At 67.7% G+C, this 17,674-nt stretch carries 15 protein-coding genes; 5 read left to right on the top strand and 10 right to left on the bottom strand.

Annotated features, from left to right (window positions below):
• Positions 1 to 342: 342 nt before the first annotated feature.
• From IPG50_19210 to IPG50_19185, 6 genes are all read right to left on the bottom strand, one after another.
• The gene (locus IPG50_19210) at positions 343 to 1,179 is read right to left on the bottom strand and encodes a formylglycine-generating enzyme family protein (GenBank protein MBK6694313.1); all 837 of its coding nucleotides are present in this window, start codon (positions 1,177 to 1,179) and stop codon (positions 343 to 345) included.
• A 205-nt stretch (positions 1,180 to 1,384) separates the two neighbouring features.
• Positions 1,385 to 1,597: a hypothetical protein gene (locus tag IPG50_19205; protein ID MBK6694312.1), complete on the bottom strand. Its 213-nt coding sequence runs from the start codon at positions 1,595 to 1,597 to the stop codon at positions 1,385 to 1,387.
• A 52-nt stretch (positions 1,598 to 1,649) separates the two neighbouring features.
• On the bottom strand, positions 1,650 to 2,495 hold the full coding sequence (locus tag IPG50_19200; protein ID MBK6694311.1) for a formylglycine-generating enzyme family protein: 846 nt from the start codon (positions 2,493 to 2,495) through the stop codon (positions 1,650 to 1,652).
• Positions 2,496 to 2,736: 241 nt separating this feature from the next.
• Positions 2,737 to 2,955, bottom strand: a complete 219-nt coding sequence (locus tag IPG50_19195; protein MBK6694310.1) for a hypothetical protein — start codon at positions 2,953 to 2,955, stop codon at positions 2,737 to 2,739.
• A 61-nt stretch (positions 2,956 to 3,016) separates the two neighbouring features.
• Positions 3,017 to 4,099 (bottom strand): formylglycine-generating enzyme family protein, encoded by a 1,083-nt coding sequence (locus IPG50_19190; protein ID MBK6694309.1) that lies wholly within the window; start codon positions 4,097 to 4,099, stop codon positions 3,017 to 3,019.
• Positions 4,100 to 4,215: 116 nt separating this feature from the next.
• Positions 4,216 to 7,866 (bottom strand): hypothetical protein, encoded by a 3,651-nt coding sequence (locus tag IPG50_19185; GenBank protein ID MBK6694308.1) that lies wholly within the window; start codon positions 7,864 to 7,866, stop codon positions 4,216 to 4,218.
• 201 nt (positions 7,867 to 8,067) lie between these two features.
• Between IPG50_19185 and IPG50_19180 the strand changes: the two genes are divergently transcribed.
• The 3 genes from IPG50_19180 to IPG50_19170 are packed head-to-tail and all read left to right on the top strand — an operon-like array spanning position 8,068 to position 10,265.
• Positions 8,068 to 8,772, top strand: a complete 705-nt coding sequence (locus tag IPG50_19180) for a DUF4240 domain-containing protein (GenBank protein ID MBK6694307.1) — start codon at positions 8,068 to 8,070, stop codon at positions 8,770 to 8,772.
• A 40-nt stretch (positions 8,773 to 8,812) separates the two neighbouring features.
• Positions 8,813 to 9,625, top strand: a complete 813-nt coding sequence (locus IPG50_19175) for a DUF4303 domain-containing protein (protein ID MBK6694306.1) — start codon at positions 8,813 to 8,815, stop codon at positions 9,623 to 9,625.
• A gap of 31 nt (positions 9,626 to 9,656) precedes the next feature.
• Positions 9,657 to 10,265, top strand: a complete 609-nt coding sequence (locus tag IPG50_19170; GenBank protein MBK6694305.1) for a WD40 repeat domain-containing protein — start codon at positions 9,657 to 9,659, stop codon at positions 10,263 to 10,265.
• A gap of 60 nt (positions 10,266 to 10,325) precedes the next feature.
• On the opposite strand, the gene IPG50_19165 is transcribed toward IPG50_19170, so the two are convergent.
• On the bottom strand, positions 10,326 to 12,494 hold the full coding sequence (locus IPG50_19165; protein MBK6694304.1) for a hypothetical protein: 2,169 nt from the start codon (positions 12,492 to 12,494) through the stop codon (positions 10,326 to 10,328).
• A gap of 109 nt (positions 12,495 to 12,603) precedes the next feature.
• Between IPG50_19165 and IPG50_19160 the strand changes: the two genes are divergently transcribed.
• Both IPG50_19160 and IPG50_19155 read left to right on the top strand, forming a co-directional pair.
• The gene (locus IPG50_19160; GenBank protein MBK6694303.1) at positions 12,604 to 14,046 is read left to right on the top strand and encodes a site-specific DNA-methyltransferase; all 1,443 of its coding nucleotides are present in this window, start codon (positions 12,604 to 12,606) and stop codon (positions 14,044 to 14,046) included.
• Entirely contained in the window at positions 14,043 to 15,350 is a 1,308-nt protein-coding gene (locus IPG50_19155) for an HD domain-containing protein (GenBank protein MBK6694302.1), read from the top strand. Before IPG50_19160 ends, IPG50_19155 begins: the two co-directional genes overlap by 4 nt.
• A gap of 67 nt (positions 15,351 to 15,417) precedes the next feature.
• On the opposite strand, the gene IPG50_19150 is transcribed toward IPG50_19155, so the two are convergent.
• The 3 genes from IPG50_19150 to IPG50_19140 form a co-directional block, all read right to left on the bottom strand.
• Positions 15,418 to 16,287 (bottom strand): hypothetical protein, encoded by an 870-nt coding sequence (locus IPG50_19150; protein ID MBK6694301.1) that lies wholly within the window; start codon positions 16,285 to 16,287, stop codon positions 15,418 to 15,420.
• Positions 16,288 to 16,423: 136 nt separating this feature from the next.
• On the bottom strand, positions 16,424 to 16,939 hold the full coding sequence (locus IPG50_19145; protein MBK6694300.1) for a biopolymer transporter ExbD: 516 nt from the start codon (positions 16,937 to 16,939) through the stop codon (positions 16,424 to 16,426).
• Positions 16,940 to 16,984: 45 nt separating this feature from the next.
• Positions 16,985 to 17,563, bottom strand: a complete 579-nt coding sequence (locus IPG50_19140) for a biopolymer transporter ExbD (GenBank protein ID MBK6694299.1) — start codon at positions 17,561 to 17,563, stop codon at positions 16,985 to 16,987.
• Positions 17,564 to 17,674 lie beyond the last annotated feature (111 nt).

Below are 17,674 nucleotides of genomic sequence, written 5' to 3'. Positions count from 1 at the left end.
TCTCGCCCAGGTCCGCGATCTCCGTCTTGTCGAGTCCCAGATTCACCGCAACGAAGAAGTTGAGCCAATCCCATTCGACACCCGCACCCGCCGCGCCGGCGCCGCTGTCGGCGCACTTGTTGTCGAGCCACTTCACGGGGCCGTCGCAGGAGCGCGGGACGGGGATGGGATCGGTCGAGGTGTTGCCGCCACCGAGGTCGTTGATGGCTTCCTTGTAGTAGACGAACGTGCACCCGCCGGTGGCTTGTGAGAGGTCGTTCCAAAGCCGGCTCGCCGTGAAGTGACCGTAGCCCTCCGCCTGCGCGGCGGAGGTTGCTTGTTTCGACGTCGGGCAGTGACGCTTCACTTCGCCGAGCGTACCAGTCGGAAACCGAGCCCCGGAGAGCGCACATGCCGCGCAGCTTGATCCCTATAGCCCGATCGCTGCATGACTGGGTATGCCGAGGTGAAGCCGCCGCGCGTGACGGCCGCGAGGGCCGTGGCGAGCGCGGCCCGCTCGAGTGTCGCACCGGGGTCTGTGCGAGGCTGCGTTCGGTAGGAGTCGCCGTGGAAGGCGTCGTTCTGCCACTCGCCTGCGTTGCCGGCCATGTCGTAGAGGCCCCACCTGTTGGGCGCACGCGTCGCAACGGGGCGAGTCGAGTAAGTGTCGAGCCCTCCGAGCCAGACCCGCGTGTTCCAGCAGTACCAAGCGATGGTGTTGAGCGTCGGGTCTTCGGCGCAGCGACTCGAATCACCAGACAGCGAAAGGTCACCTGCGTAAGTGCTGCTGCGCGTGCCCGCCCGCGCCGCGTACTCCCATTCGGCTTCGGTGGGCAGCCGGTAGCCGTCGCAGTCGTAGAGGCTTTGGCCCGTCTGTTGCGCCTCCTCGCAGACCATGCCGCTCGCCAGGTCGCCGATGCAGCGGTCGAGGACGTAGCACCGCGGTAAACCCTTCGCGTCAGAGAGCTTGTTTGCGAAGGCCAGCGCCTCAAACCAGGTCATGTTGCCGACGGGGCAATCGGAGCTTGTCCCATCGCGCACCTGCCCTTCGACCCGACTTGGGTTTTGCACGCCGAGGCTCGTCCACTTGGCCTGCGTCACCTCGGTCTGCTGGATCCAGAAGTCGTGGGTCAGCGTGGTCTCGGTCTCCGGCTCGCTGTCACGACCACGGCCCCATTCGCACTCGGGAGAGCCACGCACGTAGCAACCCTTGGGGATGAAGCACCAACCGTCTTCGCACCGTGCGGCGACGCCCGGGTGTCGACACTCGGCGCTTGGCTTCGAGCCAAAACACCCGTCGCTGTGCCCCGGGTTTTCGACGGCCGCGGGGGCGGGCGGCGCCGCAGTCCGGGCGCACGCGGCTAGCGCAAGTGCTAGAAGAAGCGAGGCCGCCCCTGGAGAAGCGTCAATGGTTGATGCCATTGGCGAGCCCTTCGTTGCGGAACTTGGTCGCCCTAGGCGTGTTTTGCCCGCCGTAGTACGTCTCCGCCGCGAGTCTCAGCTGGTTGAACGTCGGCTTGTGGTTGTTGCAGTCAATCGGCGTCGTTCCACCCCCGCACGCCAAGCGGTAGATCTCGCCCAGGTCGGCGATTTCGCTCCTGTCGAGTCCCCGATTCACGGCCACGAAAAAGTTTAGCCAGTCCCATTCGACACCCGCCCAAGGATGCACTTCACCTCGCGGTGCGCACGAGGCGGAAGCCTCTACCCTGAATGTGCTCGTGCCTTGACATCGAAAACGGGTATGCGGGCCGCGCCAGGACAGGGTAGCCGAAGGCGAAGCCTCCACGCGTCGAGCCTTGCTGATAGGTATCGGGCGCTGTGCGCGCAGTCGCGATCGTGGCGCCCGGATCGACGCGTGGGGCCGTGCCGTAGCCCGCACCGTACGTGGTGTCACTGGTGCGCTCAGCGGCGTTGCCTGACATGTCATAGAGCCCCCACTGATTGCGCTCCAGTTTCGCCACAGGATGGGTCGAGTACGTGTCGACACCTCCGACCCATACCCGCGTGTTCCAGCAGTACCAGGCGATGAGATTGAGGGTGGGGTCGTCGGCGCATCGGCTGGAGTCGCCCGTGAGGGAGAGGTCGCCGGCGTAGGTCGCGGTTCGCGTTCCCGCTCGGGCGGCGTACTCCCATTCGGCCTCGGTGGGCAGGCGGTACCCGGGGCACTCGTAGACGGACGATCCCACCTGCGTCACGCCGGTGCAGACCAGGCCGGCGCCGGGCGCGCCGGTGCAGCCGTTCAGGCTGTAACACGCGGAGAGGCCCTTCGATTCGGACAGTCGGTTCGCGTACGCGATGGCGTCATACCAAGTCACGTTGCCCACGGGGCACGAGGGCTCCGCGCAGTCGAGCACGATGCCCTCGCCGGACGTTACGCTTGGGTTTGGCAGGCCTGCTCCCGTCCACTGTGCTTGAGTGACTTCGGTCTGCTGCATCCAGAAATCATGCGTGAGGGTCGTTTCGTTCTCCGGCTCCGTGTCGCGACCGCGGCCCCATTCGCACTTCGGCGAACCCATGACGAAGCAGCCTTTGGGAATGAAGCACCAGCCGTCCTCACAGCGCTCAACGACTGCCGGGTGCTTGCATTCGGGGGACGCAGGGCCGCCGTCGCAACCATCGCTTACGCCTAGGCCGATGGTGCGTGGAGCTGGCGTGACCACGGGTTCGCGACGGCAGCCGAAGACCCAAAGGAGCAAGCAGAGAGCCAGTGTGGAGCGGCTCAACCGCAGAACGCCACCCCCTCGCCAGGCTTGGCTGCTAGTGGTTGATGCCATTCGCGAGCCCCTCGTTGAGAAACCTCGATGCCTTGGCCAGTCCTCCGGGGCTCGTTCCGTAATACGTCGCCGCCGCGAGCCTCAATTGGTTGAACGTCGGCTTCTCGTTGTTGCAATCCTTCGGCGTCACTCCTCCACCGCACGCCAGCCGGTAGATCTCGCCCAGGTCCGCGATCTCCGTCTTGTCGAGCCCGCGATTCACCGCGACGAAGAAGTTGAGCCAGTCCCATTCGACGCCTGCGCGGTGATGTAGGTGTGCAACGTCACTTGGCGGTCCGCGCGAGGCGGAAGCCGAGTCCTTGCCACCGCTCGTGCCGCGCGCGCGAAGACGCGTACGCGGACCGCGCAAACACCGGAAACAGGAAGGCGGACCCTCCGCGCACTGCGCCCGCCTGGAAGGTGTCGACGGCCGTCGACGCTGGGCCGACGGCGTGGCCCGGGTCCACGCGTGGCACCTTGCCATAGCCCGCACCGTTGGAAATGTCGCTGGTGCGCTCAGCGGCGTTGCCTGACATGTCATAGAGCCCCCACTGATTGCGCTCCAATTTCGCGACAGGATGCGTCGAGTAGGTGTCGACGCCTCCGACCCAGACCCGCGTGTTCCAGCAGTACCAAGCGATGAGATTGAGCGTGGGGTCATCCGCGCAGCGGCTTGAGTCGCCGGAGAGAGAAAGGTCGCCGGCGTAGGTCGCGGTTTGCGTTCCTGCTCGGGCCGCGTACTCCCATTCGGCCTCTGTGGGCAGGCGGTAGCCGGGGCAGTCGTAGACGGAAGGACCGACTTGCGCGACGGACGTGCACACGAGCCCCGCGCCGACTTCGCCGGTGCAGCCGCCGAGCGCGTAGCAGGCCGTAAGGCCCTTGGAATCGGATAGTCGGTTTGCATAGGCAACCGCGTCAAACCACGTCGTGTTGCCGACCGGACACGACGAGTCCGCGCAGTCGAGCACGACGCCGTCGCCCGAGGTCACGCTCGGGTTGGGCAGGCCTGCTCCCGTCCACTGTGCTTGAGTGACTTCCGTTTGTTGCATCCAGAAATCATGCGTGAGGGTGGTTTCGTTCTCCGGTTCGCTGTCGCGGCCGCGCCCCCATTCACATTCAGGCGAGCCCATCACGAAGCAGCCCTTGGGGATGAAACACCAGCCGTCTTGGCAGCGCTCCATGACCGCTGGGTGCTTGCATTCGGGCGAGCGCTTGCCTTCGCATCCGTCGCTTACGCCGAGGCCGATGGTCCGGGGCGCTGGTGTCCCATTCGCCTCGCGGCGACATGCGGCGGCCGTCGCAAGCCCGGACACGAGCAGCAGAACAAGGGCGCTTGCGCGCACACAAGCGTCAGTGGTTGATGCCATTGGCGACCCCGAGGGCCTCGAACCTCGCCGCCTTTGCAGGTCCTCCGGGGCTCGTTCCGTAGTACGTCGCTGCCGCGAGCCTCAGCTGGTTGAACGTCGGCTTGTGGTTGTTGCAGTCAATCGGCGTCGTTCCGCCCCCACATGCCCAGCGGTAGATCTCGCCCAGGTCCGGCGATCTCCGTCTTGTCGAGTCCCCGATTCACCGCGACGAAGAAATTGAGCCAGTCCCATTCGACGCCAGAACCCGCGCCGCCGTCAGCGCCGCCGCACTTGTTGTCGAGCCACTTCACGGGGCCGTCGCAGGAGCGTGCCACAGGGATGGGATCGGTCGAGGTGTTGCCGCCACCGAGGTCGTTGATGGCTTCCTTGTAGTAAACGAAGGTGCAACCACCGGTGGACTGGGAGAGGTCGTTCCAGAGTCGGCTCGCCGTGAAGTGACCGTAGCCCTCCCCCTGCGCGGCGGAATGCTCTTCCTTCGACGTGAGGCAGTGGCGACGATTGCCTTGGATATACGCGTCCGTGCCCCCATCCAAGAGGGAGCCGACCACCTGGCAGTTGCACAGAACGGAGGGCTCTGACGCAAAGACGTCGTAGTCGAAGCCTAGGTTGCCGAAGCGAAAGGACGCGATGTTGTGGCCGAACTCGTGGCCCACGACGAACTTGAAGAACGAGTCATGGACCGTGTCCGGTGCCGGCCCTACGTAGAACGAACGTTTGGTAGGGCTGTAGCAGGCGGGCTCGCTCACGCTGCCTTCGCAGCCAAGGTCCCCATACGCACGGTAGTAGCGACCATCGACCACCCCCATGGTTGGGTCCGCGAACGAGCGCGCGAGCACGATGAGCGTGCGCGTCAGCGTGTCTTGCATCCAAGGCCTGAACTCGATGATGCCGGCGCTCGCGGCCGTGGTGAAACCATACGAGAACGCCAGCGATTGGGACGAAATGACGGCCTTCTGTGTCTCCGTGGCGCCAAAGCGCATCGACGCGGGAAACACCGTCCGCGTCCCGCTGGTGCCTGTTCGGTAGCTCGCCGTCAGCGTCGCCGTTGGCGCCGGCGGGACCTCCCGCGCCATGCGAGAGGTTACGGTGAGGATGTAGCTCGACGAGGGAGCAAGCGGCACGAGCGCGCAGCCGTTCGCGTCGAGCACGCCTCGCCAGTGGAGGATACCGGTCGAGCGCTTCACGATTGATGCGCGGGCCCACGAGGCGGGTGAGTGCTCGACGACGCGGAACCGGTAGTTGTCCTCGCCGTAACCCGAGTCCGTGAACTTCCCCGCCCAGTAGCCGCAGAGGTAGTAGGTGGGGCCGCTCTCTGGCGCGGGCGCGGCGCCGGTCACAAAGATCTTCGTCGCATCGGAGAAGAACTTGTGGTCCAGCGGCATCATGCCGTGGGTCGTCCCTCCGACGAAGACGCGATTGCCCAGCTCAGCGAGAGGCCGGAACACGCCCGCCGGCGCATCCCAGACCTGCCCGGCCAGCGAGAACACCGGCTCGACGGCGTTCTTGAGCTGCGTCGCGAAGGCCCCGCGCTCAAGAATCACCTCGCCTCCCGATGACCCGAACGTCGTGTAGGGATCGAGGTCCGGCACTGAGTTCTGCGTCGCCCCGTAGAACGTGGCCGAGCCGAAGCCCGCCGCGAACTGGTAGAAAATCGGCAGGGCCTGGACGAACGCGCTCACGCTGTTGTGCGTGTACTCCGCAGTGAGGCCCGCCATCGATTGCGTGCCGACGCTCTGTACCGGCAGATTGCCGACCGGCATGGTCACGGTGAGTGGTGTCGTTCCGACCGTGTAGGTTCCGACGGTTCGGATCGATTCCCGATCGTCGAGGCCGCGCGCCTCGACCTTCAGCGTCACGGACTTGCTCGCCGACGTCATGTTCGTGATGCGCACCGAGAGCAGATCCGCAGCGGTCCGAACACCCGTCACGGGCAACCACTCCACCTTGACGGGGATGCCGATGGCGGACTCGCCCTCGGTAGTGCGACCGCCCCAGGTTTCGGCGCCGCCCGCGCCCGCCGAGAGGACGCCACCGCGTTGAAGTGCGACGGCCACGTGCCCGTCCCGTGCGGCGGGAAGATTCGCGTCGGCCGTCCAGGTGTTCGTGTCGACGTTGTAGAGGACGGTCGTCGCCAAGCTGGTGGCGCCGTTCTTTCCTCCGACCACGAGGATCTGCTCAGGGCTGAGCGTCACCGCTCGATGCTGGGCGCGTGGTGCGGCGAGCGCGGGCGCCGTGCCGCTGAAGACGCCCGTGTAGACGTTGTAGAGCTCGGTCGACGCGAGGCTGCCCGCTGCGTTGGTCCCGCCAACGACGAACGCGAGTCCCGATGCGAGAACGTTGAGTGAGAAGTCCGCGCGCCCAGTTGCGAGGCTGCCCGTCGTCGCCCAAGTGTTGGCCGTTGGATTGTAGAGCTGCGCGCTCGCCGAGTACGCGCTTCCCGTGTAGCCGCCGGCCACCAAGATGCGACCATCGGGCAACGCCTCCGCGCGATGGAGCCAACGGGCGACGGCCATCGCTGGGCCAGCCGTCCAGGTATTGGTCGCCGGCGTGTAGAGTTCGGTTGTGCCAAGCGGCACGGTTTCGCCGCCACCGGCGATGAGCACCTTGCCGTTCGAGAGCACCGTTGCGGTGTGCTGGTAGCGATTCGAGACCATGCTCGCGACGAGCGTCCAAGTTCCCAGCGCCGGATCGTAGATCTCGGCTTCCTTGTAGGGCCCGCCGGATCCGACGCTCTGGTTGTAGCCGCCAGCAACAAGGACCTTGCCGTCCGGCAGTGTGGTTGACGTGTGGGACCCGAGCTTGCTCTTGAGCGCGCCCGTGTTCGCCCACGTTCGGCTCGTGGGGTCGTAGAGGATAGCGGAGGCGTTGTACGTGGTCCCGACGCGACCGCCAGACACGAGCACGCGACCGTCGCGGAGCACGCTGGCCGCATGATCACGACGGGTCGCGCCGATCATCGTGCCGGTCGCCACCCAAGCGGGATCGACAAGAGCCGGATACGTGAGTGCCGTCTTGCTCCAATCGAGTCGCACGACGCACTCGCTCGACCCGGGGGGAACGGGCGAGCGTCCCCACGGCGCACGCGGATCACGGTCAACCGCGCAACCCGACACCTGGACGTCGGGCTCGACGATGGCGCCCGTTGCCGTTTCGAGGCTGGGCTTGGCCATGCGCAACGCTGGCGTCCCGCTTTCGGTCAAGAACTCGACGGTTCCCTCGACAACGCGAACGCCCGCGATCCCGCGCTCGAGGGACACCTCGTATTCGACGGCCGAGGAGGGAAGGGGTTGCTCGAGCAAGAGGAAGTCCTCGGTGCCGTGAGCATGTGGATGTTGCACGTAACTGCCCGCGCTACCGTTTAGCGTGGACGCGTAGACAATGTCGCCGTCGACGAGCGCTCCGCCACTGGTCTCGAGGCCACGAAGGCGCACTGCGATGGCGGCACCGCCACCTTCGACGCGGAACGGCTTCGCCGCATCTGTCGGCAGCGTGGCCGCAGCGAACGCGGTACTTGTTGACCACCCGCCTGAAGGCGGCGCGTTGGGAGTGGCACTCCAGCCGGCTGCCGCGACTGCGATGCGCGCATCCCCAGTCGATTGCGGGAACACCCCGCGGAACGAGGTCCTCAAGCGATCACGGAGCGCCGCCGCAGCCGTGGTCGTCAACGGCGCGAGGCTTGCTCCGCCCGCCCGCCCGCTCGCTTTTTCAGCCTCGTGACCACACGCTGCCGTAGCCAACAGCACCGTGAGCATGATCCGCTTCCGCATGGGAACCCCTCTGGCGCGAAGCCGCGCGTTTCACGAAGAGAGCACGAGCGCGCGCTCATTGGAATCCCACCCTGGTAGGAGAAACCCCGCACCCTTGTCTACACGCGCGACCGCGCACGAGCGCGCGGCGCGGTTCGCTCGGCGGGCTCCCGTTTTGTCACACCACGGCAGCGAGCCTCGGGCCGTAGACTGCTCGTCGGGATGAAGCGCGAGTTCTTCTATCAAGACGATCGGTCCAACAAGTTCTGGACCGTGGGCGTGGAGGGCTCGGTCGTCGTCACGACGAACGGCCGCATCGGGGCGAAGCCTAAGGAGACGCGAAAGGCGCACGCCAACCCAGCGGCCGCCGAGCGAGAGGCCGAGAAGTTGATCGCCGCGAAGCTGAAGGCCGGCTACCGGGAAGGGGCCATCGCCGAAGCCCCCGCGCACCAGAAGCCCGACTGGGGCACGATGGCGATGTCCGAGACCGTCTTCTGGCGAATCATCAAGCTCTTCAACTGGAAGAAGACCGGCGACGACGACGCCGTGCTCGAGCCCGCTCTCGTCGCGCTCGCCCAGATGCCGGTGGAGAACATCGAGAAGTTCGAGGCCATCCTCGCCGAGAAGCTCTTCGCGCTCGACACCGAAGCGCACGCGCGAAACACCGGCGAGGACGCCTACGTCGACGACGTGCCTTACTTCTCCGTCGACACGTTCCTCTACGCGCGGTGCGTCGTGGTCGCCAACGGAGAGGAGTTCTTCCGCAAGGTCCTGGCCGATCCGACCGCCATGCCGAAAGACATGGAGTTCGAGAGCCTCCTCTACCTCTCCGGCTCTGCCTACGCCCGGAAGACCGGCAGCGAGTTCGAGTATCACCCGCCCGCCGACTACGAGACCTTCAGCAACAAGGCCGGTTGGGGCGCGTAACCCGAGCGTCCACGAGCCCTCACGAGCGGAGACACGCGAGATGAGCACGACGAAGCCTGCCGCGAAGCCGGTCGCGAAGACCGTGACCGCCTTGGCCGCCGCCGCCGCGAAGGTCTTCGAGGCGCTGCGCGACGCGCACCGCGACGAAGCGTTCTACTTCTTCGCGCTCTACACGACCGAGGGCGGGAGCTACGCGGGAGCGACCGCGTGGTCCGAAGAGGCGCTCTCGCGCGTCATCGCCGAGTACCAGGCCCGAGACGCGCGTCGGAGCGTCGCCTCGCTCACGCGCGACCTTCGCTTTTCGGCGCCCGACTCGCCGTACCACGACGCGGGCGGCGAGGCCTTCGCCGCGTTCGAGGGCGGGCCGTCCCTCCACGAGGCGTGCTTCTTGGCCCTCGAGAAGCTCGACCGAGAGGGGTTCTTCGGTGAAGGCGCGGCGCGCGAGGCCTGCATCGTAAACGTGGTCTACGGCGACATGAGCCACGAGCGCTGGCTCGAGCACGCGAAGCGACTCAACCCGTCCCGAGCCGTGGCCCCCGCACTCCCCTATTTGACGCTCCACGTCCCGAGCGGCCCGGTCACGCGCTTCGGCGCGGGCGCCTATCAGGCGAACGCCCTCACGCTATCGCGCGATCGCTCGACGCTCGCGTACTCCGGTTCCGGCGGTGAGGTCGGGATCCTCCGCGTCGCGACGCGTGAGTCGCTCTATGAGAAGCGTCGTCGGGGCGAGCATTGGGCGAGCGCCCTCGCCCAAGACGGGAGCGAGCTCTTCCTCGGCGACGCCGACAGCGTGCTCCGCCTCGACGTCCGAACCGGCAAGACGACGGTTCTCGCGAAGACCCCTGCCTTCTAAGGCGCTCTCACCGGACGGAACGAAGCTCGTCGTGAGCACGTGGGAGCGCCCGCTAGTCGCGCTCGACACCACCACCGGCAAGGCCGCGTGGAAGGTCCCCACCGTGAAGAAGGCGGCGATCGCGTTCTCGCCGTGCGGCCGGTGGTTTGCGGCGGCGGCGACCGTGCGGGACAACGCCAAGAAGGCCTGGCTCGCCACGCTCTCCTGCCTCGCTGCCGAGAGCGGACAGGTCCTGTGGACGGTGCCCTTGGGCGAGGGGCTCCTTGTGAGCCTCGCGTGGTCGCCCGACGGCGAGACGATCCTGGGGGCGGCGGGAGACTGGGCCCTCGCGCCCGACGGCGAGCGCCGCGGCACCGCCACCCTCACGTTCTTCGCCGCCATCGACGGTCGCGCGTGCGGGCAAGTGCCCTGGTCGAGCGGCGTCGACGCCATCGCCATCGCGCCCGGCGGCAAGCGCTTGGCGATCGCCTCGCACGATCAGCTGGTCGTGCTCTCGTTGCCGGACGGCGCAGAGATCGCTCGCGGGACGGGCGGCCAAGAGAGCCTCATCGACTGCGCGTTCGGCGGCGACGGCACCGTCCTCGCCGTGGGCCGCGACGTCAACCTCGGTCCCGCGGTGCTCGAACTTCGCGCAACGTGACGACAGCGGCGTGCTTGGCGAGGGCGCTTGCCTGAGGAGCGAGCGCGCCGCCCCCGCTCGTTACCCGTGTTTCGTCCCACGCCCCGGCGTCTGCCGCGGCGCCGGCATCGACTTGCTCGGCGGCGTCGTGCGCGTACGAATGACCGAACCCTCGAACACGATCTCGACGCCCACGGTTCGCGCGCGTCGCACGAGGCGATCGAGGTCGACGCCGCTTTGCAGGAGCAAGCCCGCCGGTGGAGAAGGCTCCACGAAGAGCTCCGCCGTCGCACGCCGCGTGCGCAGAAGCTCGCGGACGTTCGGATCGTCGACCCACAAGAAGCCGCCGGCGGAGACGAACGTCCCGCGGCCCACGACGACGCTCGCTTGCACGAGCGTTCGTGAGAGCGTCTCGGGGAGCGGCGCCACCGCTTCGAGGCGCTTGCGCACCAGCTCGGCGTCGTAGCCAGCCGAGAGAGCGCGCGCGAGCGTCTGCGGTGCGACGATGAGATCGAGCGACTCGGTGATGCGTCCCAGCTCCACGATGGTCGAGAGCGCCACGACGGCGAAGACCTTGGTCGACGGCGCGACCCGGAGCACGTGCGTGTCGAGGAACTTCGCCTGGCCTTCTGCCGGCGCTGGGGTCCCTGAGAGCAGCGCGCGGCCGCGGGGCGTCAAACGAAGCACGAGCGGCACATCGCCCGACGCATCGAGGCCGCTCGGCGGCTCGGCGTCGACGTCGTGATCTTCCTCGCCGAGATCGATCAGGCCGAGCGCCGGCAGGCTGATCTGCACGATGCGCTTGGCGATCTCCATCGGGTCGACGGCTTCGACGTTTTGCCGCTCGGCCCAGCGCCTGAGCAACCTGGTGACGCCGGCCACGCGGTGATCGCTGCGCAGATAACCCGCGAGCGCGCTCCAAGGCACCCAGCCGCCGCCTTCCAGCTCGCGGAGCGACTCGAGCACGAGGTCCTTGATGACGGCGGAAGGGCTCGACTCACGGCTCTCGGGGGCGATACGCAAGAGCTCGGGCTCTTGCCGCGCCTCGTCCCACGCCCCGCCGCGACGCCACGCATCGAACAGGGCCGACGTGAGATCGTGCATGGGAAGCGAGCCCGGCGGCGCCGCGGGGCTCGTCGCCGACGTGTCCCAAAGGCCGATGGCCCGCGACAGGGCCACGACGAAGGCGACCGTCGACGGCTCGCGCCCGAGCCGCGTCGCGAGCTTCTGCACCAGCGACTTGGGCGTCCCGATGCCGGCTCGCACTTCGGCGCCCGCTTCGCGCGAGGCGAGCGCCAGCGCCATCGCGAGGATCGACACGTCCGAGCTGAAGCGCGCGCGTCGCGGCGCGTGGTCGTTCGCGAGGATGAACGACTTGAGCTTCGCGCGTCGTCGGTCCCGCGCCTCGTGATCGAAAGCGCCCACGATCGCCGCGACCTCGCGCGGGATCACGTGCCGGTTGGGAAACACGGGGACGAGAAAACCGCGCCGCTCGAGCGCGAGACCCACGCCGCGACGGGACGCCGTGGGCCCTGACGCTGTGCGGAGGCGGAGCGGCTCGCGCTCCAGCTCGAGCAGCTCCTCGGTGTCGACCTCGCCGCCTTCGCGCTCGATGGCTTCGAGGACGCGGCGCTCCGACGGGCCGAGCTCGTCGACCTCACGGCGGAGCCTCGCCGGATCGGAGAGCGCCTCCCACGCGGCCTCGAGGGCGAGCGCGATGGGCGGCGTCGCAGAGCGCCCCAGGTAGTGCGCCGCGACGGCGCTCGTGGTCTCGAACGACGCTTGCGCGAGGAGGGCCCGAATGCCGCGCGGATCTTCGCCCTCCCACGCGTGGATCTGCACCACGTACGCCGGCGGCAAGACCAGCTCGACCTTGCGATCGTCAAGCTCCGTGGGGCGCACGCTTCGCGCGAACATGATGCCGCGCGCGCTCAGCGGCTCGAGCGCCGCCGGCACGCTCGCGACGCGCAACCGCCCGCGCGCCTCGGCCACCCGGTGGAGTAGCTCGACCGAGGCTGGCGGCAAACGCGCCGGGTCGCGGAGCTCCGGGAGCGACACGAGCGTGCGGGCTACCTGGGCCGCGACGTCGAGGCGCTTGGTCGGATCGATGCGGATGCCGACGCGCGCCACGAGCGCGTCGAGCTCACCCGCAGGCAGGGCCCGAAGAATCTCCGGCAGTCGTACCGATTCGTTCGGGCGTTGCGCCATCTGGTCGGTCTTCTGGCCACGGGCCCGCTCCGGCGAGGCCACGCGGACAGTCACTAGGTGTAGCATCGCCCCGCCGCCTGCGGCTACGCAAGTTGGTTCACGAACTCCTCATGTACGTCGCGCGGTGCCATCAAGATCCAGGTTGCCCACGGTGAAGGCACGTCGCTCACCAGGCGTGCGCCTCGATTGGAAGGGCCGGTCGTGGGAGCCCAACAGCTCCAACTCCGTCCAGATCACGCCGGCGGTCGTGGAGCGCGTGGAGCTTGGCGCCGGCAAGGCCGTAGGTGGTCAGCTCGTTGCCGGCGACGTGCTGCAAGTGGCGGAGCACCTGCGCCGCCTCGGGATGGCAGGTTCGGTCAAGTTGGCCTACGTCGACCCACCGTATTTGTCGCAAGCGGACTACGAGCACGAGGCGCGCCTCGACGGCCCCGCCGACGGTCGCGTTCGTCGCGCCGCGGCCTACGGCGATCGTTGGGGAGAGAGCGACGGCGGCGTCGGCGCTTACCTCGACATGTTGGCGCCGCGCCTCGACGCGCTGGCCTCGCTCTTGTGCGAAACGGGAACCCTCTGGGTGCAGCTCGATTGGCGCGCGACGTACCTCGCCCGCGTCCTCATGGACGAGATCTTCGGACGCGAGGGCTTCAAAAACGAGATCGTCTGGCGTCGTGCCCCGAACCTCGGTCGGCAGGCCGCGAGCGGTCAATTCGGGCGCACCCTCGACAGCATCCTCGTCTACGGCGGGCCCAAGGCGCGCCTTTCGCCGCCTACGCGTCTCGAGCCCATCGAGCCCGGCGCCGTTCGTTGGGACGACGCCGGTCGTCCCTTCACGACGGCACCACGGGGAGACTACACGGATCTATCCGTGGCGCGGCTCGAGGCCGAGGGCCGCATTCACCGCACCGCGACGGGCAAAGTCTACGTGAAGTACTTCCTCGTGAAGGACGACAAGGGCACGCTTTGTCGCGAGCGTCGCATCGACGCGCTGTGGACCGACGTGCCGCCGCTCCGCCACGCGAGCGTCGGAGAGCGCACCGGCTACCCGACGCAAAAGCCTGTCGCGCTCTTGGAGCGCATCATCGCCTGCGCGACGGCTCCCGGTGAGCTCGTCGTCGATCTCTTCGCCGGCAGCGGCACGACGGGGGAGGCGGCCCATCGCCTCGGTCGTCGTTTCGTCTTGGGCGACGCGAGTCCGATGGCCATCGCGACGGCGCGCGCGCGGCTCCTGCGCGCCGGCAGTCCGCTCTCCATCGAGTCGGTCGGCGTGCGGCCCGAACCCAGCGCTCCGCCGGAGGTGGGAATCGAGGTCGGCGCCGACGGGGCGGCGCACGTCGAGCTGCGGGCGCCCAAGGAGCCGCTCGCGTGGGCCGTCGGGATCCTTCACGGCGATGGCGCGTGCGACGTCTTGTGGCACGCCGAGCGGAAACCCGGGGCGAAGCCCGTCGCGGCGCCCGTCGCGACGACGGTGCAGCTTCCCAAGGGTGCAACCTCCCTCTTCGTGCGAGCCTTCGAGGACGACGGCGCCGTACGCGAGGGCACTTTTGCGGTACGAATGCCCAAAGGTCGGGGCGCGCGCGCTCCACGGAGTCGCACATGATCCTTCGTGATCCGGTCCACGGTCTGGTGTCCTTCGAAGACGGCGAAGAGTCCATCGTCCCCAAGCTCATGGATACGCCCGAGGTCCAAAGACTCCGGCGCATCCGCCAATTGGGCGTGACCTCGTATGCGTTTCCCGGGGCCGAGCACACGCGTTTCGCCCACGCGGTGGGGGCGGCGCAAGTGATGAAGCTCCTCATCTTGCGGCTCCGAGCCATTCACGGCGAGTTGCCCTTCTGGCAACAGCTCACGAGCGACCGCGCGTCCGATGCGCTGGCCGCTGCGTGCCTCCACGACCTCGGCCATGGTCCGCTCTCGCACCTCTTCGAGGACGCGATCCCCGGCGTTCCTCACCACGAGGAGTGGACGCTTCGCATCGTCCTCGACCCTGGCACGGCAGTGCACAAGGCCCTCCTCTCAGTCGACGCCGGGATGCCCGAGCGCGTCGCGGCGCTTGTGCGCGGCGAACACCCGCTCCCGTATTTGGCCAAGGCCGTCAGCGGCACCTTCGACGTCGATCGCTGCGATTACCTGCTCCGCGACGCCCACGCCACGGGGGTGCGCTACGGCCACTACGACCTCGAGTGGCTGCTCCGAAGCTTGCGCTTCGCCAAGGTCGAAGATCCCTCGCGGGCGCCCGCGCTCGCCATTGACGGCGCCAAAGGCCTCCCGGCCATCGAGGCGTTCCTCCTCGCGCGCCTCTTCATGTTCCAGCAGGTCTACCTCCACAAGGCCACGCGCTCCGCCGAGTGGATGATCCGCGCGACGCTCGCGCGGGCCGCGTCGCTCATCATGGACGGCGAGCGCTTGGCCGGCACCCCGCGCGCCATCGAGCTGGCGGCGCACGGTGAGCCGATTCCCCTCGGCGAATACCTCGAGCTCGACGACGCGGCGCTCACCGTCGCGATGCACGCGTGGGAGAGCGCGCGCGATCCGGTCCTCTGCGATCTGGCGCGCCGCGTGCGCCAGCGAGAGCTCTTCAAGACCTACGAGCTCTTCGGCGAGCAAGCTAGCCCTGCGGGCCGCGAACGCGCGCTCGCGGTCGCTCGCGAGGTGGCCAAGAAGCACGGTCTCGACCCTGATGTCTACGTCGGCCTCGACGTCGCCAGCGACGTGCCCGTGGCGGCGGAAGCCGACCCGCTCTTGGTCGTCTTCGCGAAGGGGCCGCCGCGCCCGCTGACGGAGGTCTCGTTCCTCCTCGCGCGCCTCGCCGGGCAGGTCCTCTCGCGCGTGCGCATCACCATGGTGCCCAAGCTCCGCGAAGAGGTCGTTCGCGCGCTCGAGGCCAGCGGCGCGGCCGACTGACGACGGCCGTGAAGCTCGCGCCGGTCGCGGCCACGCGCGCGCCAAGGTCGCCAAGCCCCGCCAGCCGCTATTTGACGCCGAGCGCTTCCTTGACGCGGTTTGCGAGGGCGCAGCCGTTGACCTGGCGTTGCATCGCGTCGAGCGTCTCGGGATCTTGCACCGTCTGCTCGCCCACGAATCGGAATCCGCCTTCGCCGCGACGGCGGACGCGCGCGATCTCGGCGCCAGTCTTGAGGTTCCAGACGCGAACGCGCGCGTCATGAGAGACGAGCTGGAGCGCCTCCATCGTGATGGCGCCGCCATCGACCTTCTCGAGGGCCTCGGGCGCGTCTTCGTCGAGCACCAAGAGGAAGAAGGCGGCGCGCTTCACGATGTCGACGGCGAGGGGGATCTCCTCGCGGGTGGCCTTGTCGAACTGCTGCTCGAAGACGCGCAGGCGAAGGTCGTCGCTCGAGAGCTTCACCTCGTTGGCCCACTCGTCGGTGAGGACGCGCGTCGACGCATAGGCCTGACGCAGGTTCCACGGTTGCTCTTGGCCCACGCCACCGTCGGGGAGCTTCGGCGGCGTCGTCGGGCGCAAGAGGCACGCGGCGAAGGCGTCCTTCACGGAGCTCTTGGCCGCGCTGCGCAAGGCCGCCGCGTCCTTCGCCTCGGCGAGGCGAAGCCGTAGGTAGATGCCCGGCAGCGAACGGAAGTCGGTTCGGCCGGCCTCCGCATCCACCCAATCGCCAGGCCAATCGCGCCCGGTGTCGAGGACGAGCTTCTCGAGCTTGCCCGAGAGCGCGAACCAATCGGGGCCGAGCGTCGTCTCGACGGCGCGGCGCTTCGATAGGAGATCGCCCTTCGATTTCTCGAGGACGCGGTGCGAGACGAAGCCGTAGCCGAGGAGAATCAGCGCCAAGGCCGAGACGGCCATCAGCACCACCCGCGGCGTCATGCGCGCGAAGCGGCCTCGTTTTCGCTGGTCGCGCCCTTCGTTGACCGACTTCAGACCGCGACGCCGACTGGTCGGGTCGCTCCCATCGGGGCGTCGGTCCACGCTTCTGGGCTCGCTTCTGGGCTCAGTGAGGGGCTCAGTGCTTCGTCTTGGGAATCTGGTCGACCATGAAGCTGACGTTCGGGTAACCCGCGAAGGCTGACGTCTGGAAGACGCTCTTCACGACGATGGCGGGAACGTTCTGGTCGATCTGAAGGACCACCACGCCAGGGAACTCTTTGCCCGCGGGGTGGGTGGCCTTCCAGAGCTCGCGCTTCTGCTTGAGGAGGTTGAAGAGCTCTTCGACGCGCTGCAGGCGCCCCGACTCCTCGATGGCGTGGGTGGTGCCGGCGGCGTTTCCGTCGACGAGGATCTGCGTGCTGATCACACCGACGAGCGGCGCGTCGACCATGTCGAGCGTGTTCTCCGCTTTGGGGAGCGTCACACCCTTGGGGATCGTGGGCTCACCGGAGGCGCTGAAGGTCATGAGAAGGAAGACGACGGTGACGACTAGGAAGTCGATCATGCTCGTCAGGTTCAGGGCGGCGCTGGTGGGGCGCCCGCCGAGACCCATGACCTTCTTCTTGACGAACTTCAGCCGCACGTCATGCATCAAACGACGGCCGGGCTCATGAACGGGCATGGCGGATCCTTAGGCTCAGTTGACGGAGAAGGTGACGTTGAAGGCGGGAACCGGCTCGGCTTTGCCGCCGACGTTGATCTGGCGCCGAGTCTGGTAGATGGCGTCGATGACGCCGATCAGCTTGAAGTACTCGGTCTTGTTGTCGGTGTGCAAAATCGCCTGGTCGAGCTTCTTGTCGCTCGGGTCGCGGTGCGAGCCGACGTTCTTCCACTCGTCGGCGATCTTGGCAGCGAGCTCGGGGTAGCGAGCGCTTGCCTGCGACTTGTTCATGGTGACGGACTTCGCGTCGTTGCGCGGGACGTCGATGGAGTTGACCACCGTCGAGCCCTGCTTCCAGACGAGGACGAACTTGTCCTCCTGACGCATCTCGACGTGCAGCTGCTTCTCGGGCTCGACCTTTTCTTGCTCGACGTCGGGCCGCGGCGGTCCGGGCACCTGGGCGTCGGCGTTGATGCGAGCCATCTGCGACCAAACGGCCGTGATGAGAAGGAAGGCGATCGTGACCATCAAGAAGTCGATCATCGGGATCATGTTGATCTCCGAGTCCAGCGACCTCCGGCCACCCCCTCCGCTGTCTACGCTTACACCACCCATGGTTCGCTCCTACGAGTCGCTGCTTGATCGGTTCGGTCGGTCTGCGACCTGCACCGGGTTTGGGCCCTTACCAGGGACTGCTTCCCTGGCCGAAAGTTCCCGAACCCGGTG

It is taken from the genome of Myxococcales bacterium, assembly GCA_016703425.1.
Classification (GTDB): domain Bacteria; phylum Myxococcota_A; class Polyangia; order Polyangiales; family Polyangiaceae; genus JADJCA01.
The sequence above is the reverse complement of the archived record's forward strand: the minus strand, read 5'-3'. Positions and strand labels throughout refer to the sequence as shown.

Coding starts and splice junctions, on each gene's coding strand:
- IPG50_19200 (MBK6694311.1), bottom strand. CDS start 2,495: ATGGGTTCGCCGAAGTGCGAATGGGGCCGCGGTCGCGACACGGAGCCG.
- IPG50_19190 (MBK6694309.1), bottom strand. CDS start 4,099: ATGGCATCAACCACTGACGCTTGTGTGCGCGCAAGCGCCCTTGTTCTG.
- IPG50_19185 (MBK6694308.1), bottom strand. CDS start 7,866: ATGCGGAAGCGGATCATGCTCACGGTGCTGTTGGCTACGGCAGCGTGT.
- IPG50_19180 (MBK6694307.1), top strand. CDS start 8,068: ATGAAGCGCGAGTTCTTCTATCAAGACGATCGGTCCAACAAGTTCTGG.
- IPG50_19175 (MBK6694306.1), top strand. CDS start 8,813: ATGAGCACGACGAAGCCTGCCGCGAAGCCGGTCGCGAAGACCGTGACC.
- IPG50_19155 (MBK6694302.1), top strand. CDS start 14,043: ATGATCCTTCGTGATCCGGTCCACGGTCTGGTGTCCTTCGAAGACGGC.
- IPG50_19150 (MBK6694301.1), bottom strand. CDS start 16,287: ATGACGCCGCGGGTGGTGCTGATGGCCGTCTCGGCCTTGGCGCTGATT.
- IPG50_19145 (MBK6694300.1), bottom strand. CDS start 16,939: ATGCATGACGTGCGGCTGAAGTTCGTCAAGAAGAAGGTCATGGGTCTC.
- IPG50_19140 (MBK6694299.1), bottom strand. CDS start 17,563: ATGGGTGGTGTAAGCGTAGACAGCGGAGGGGGTGGCCGGAGGTCGCTG.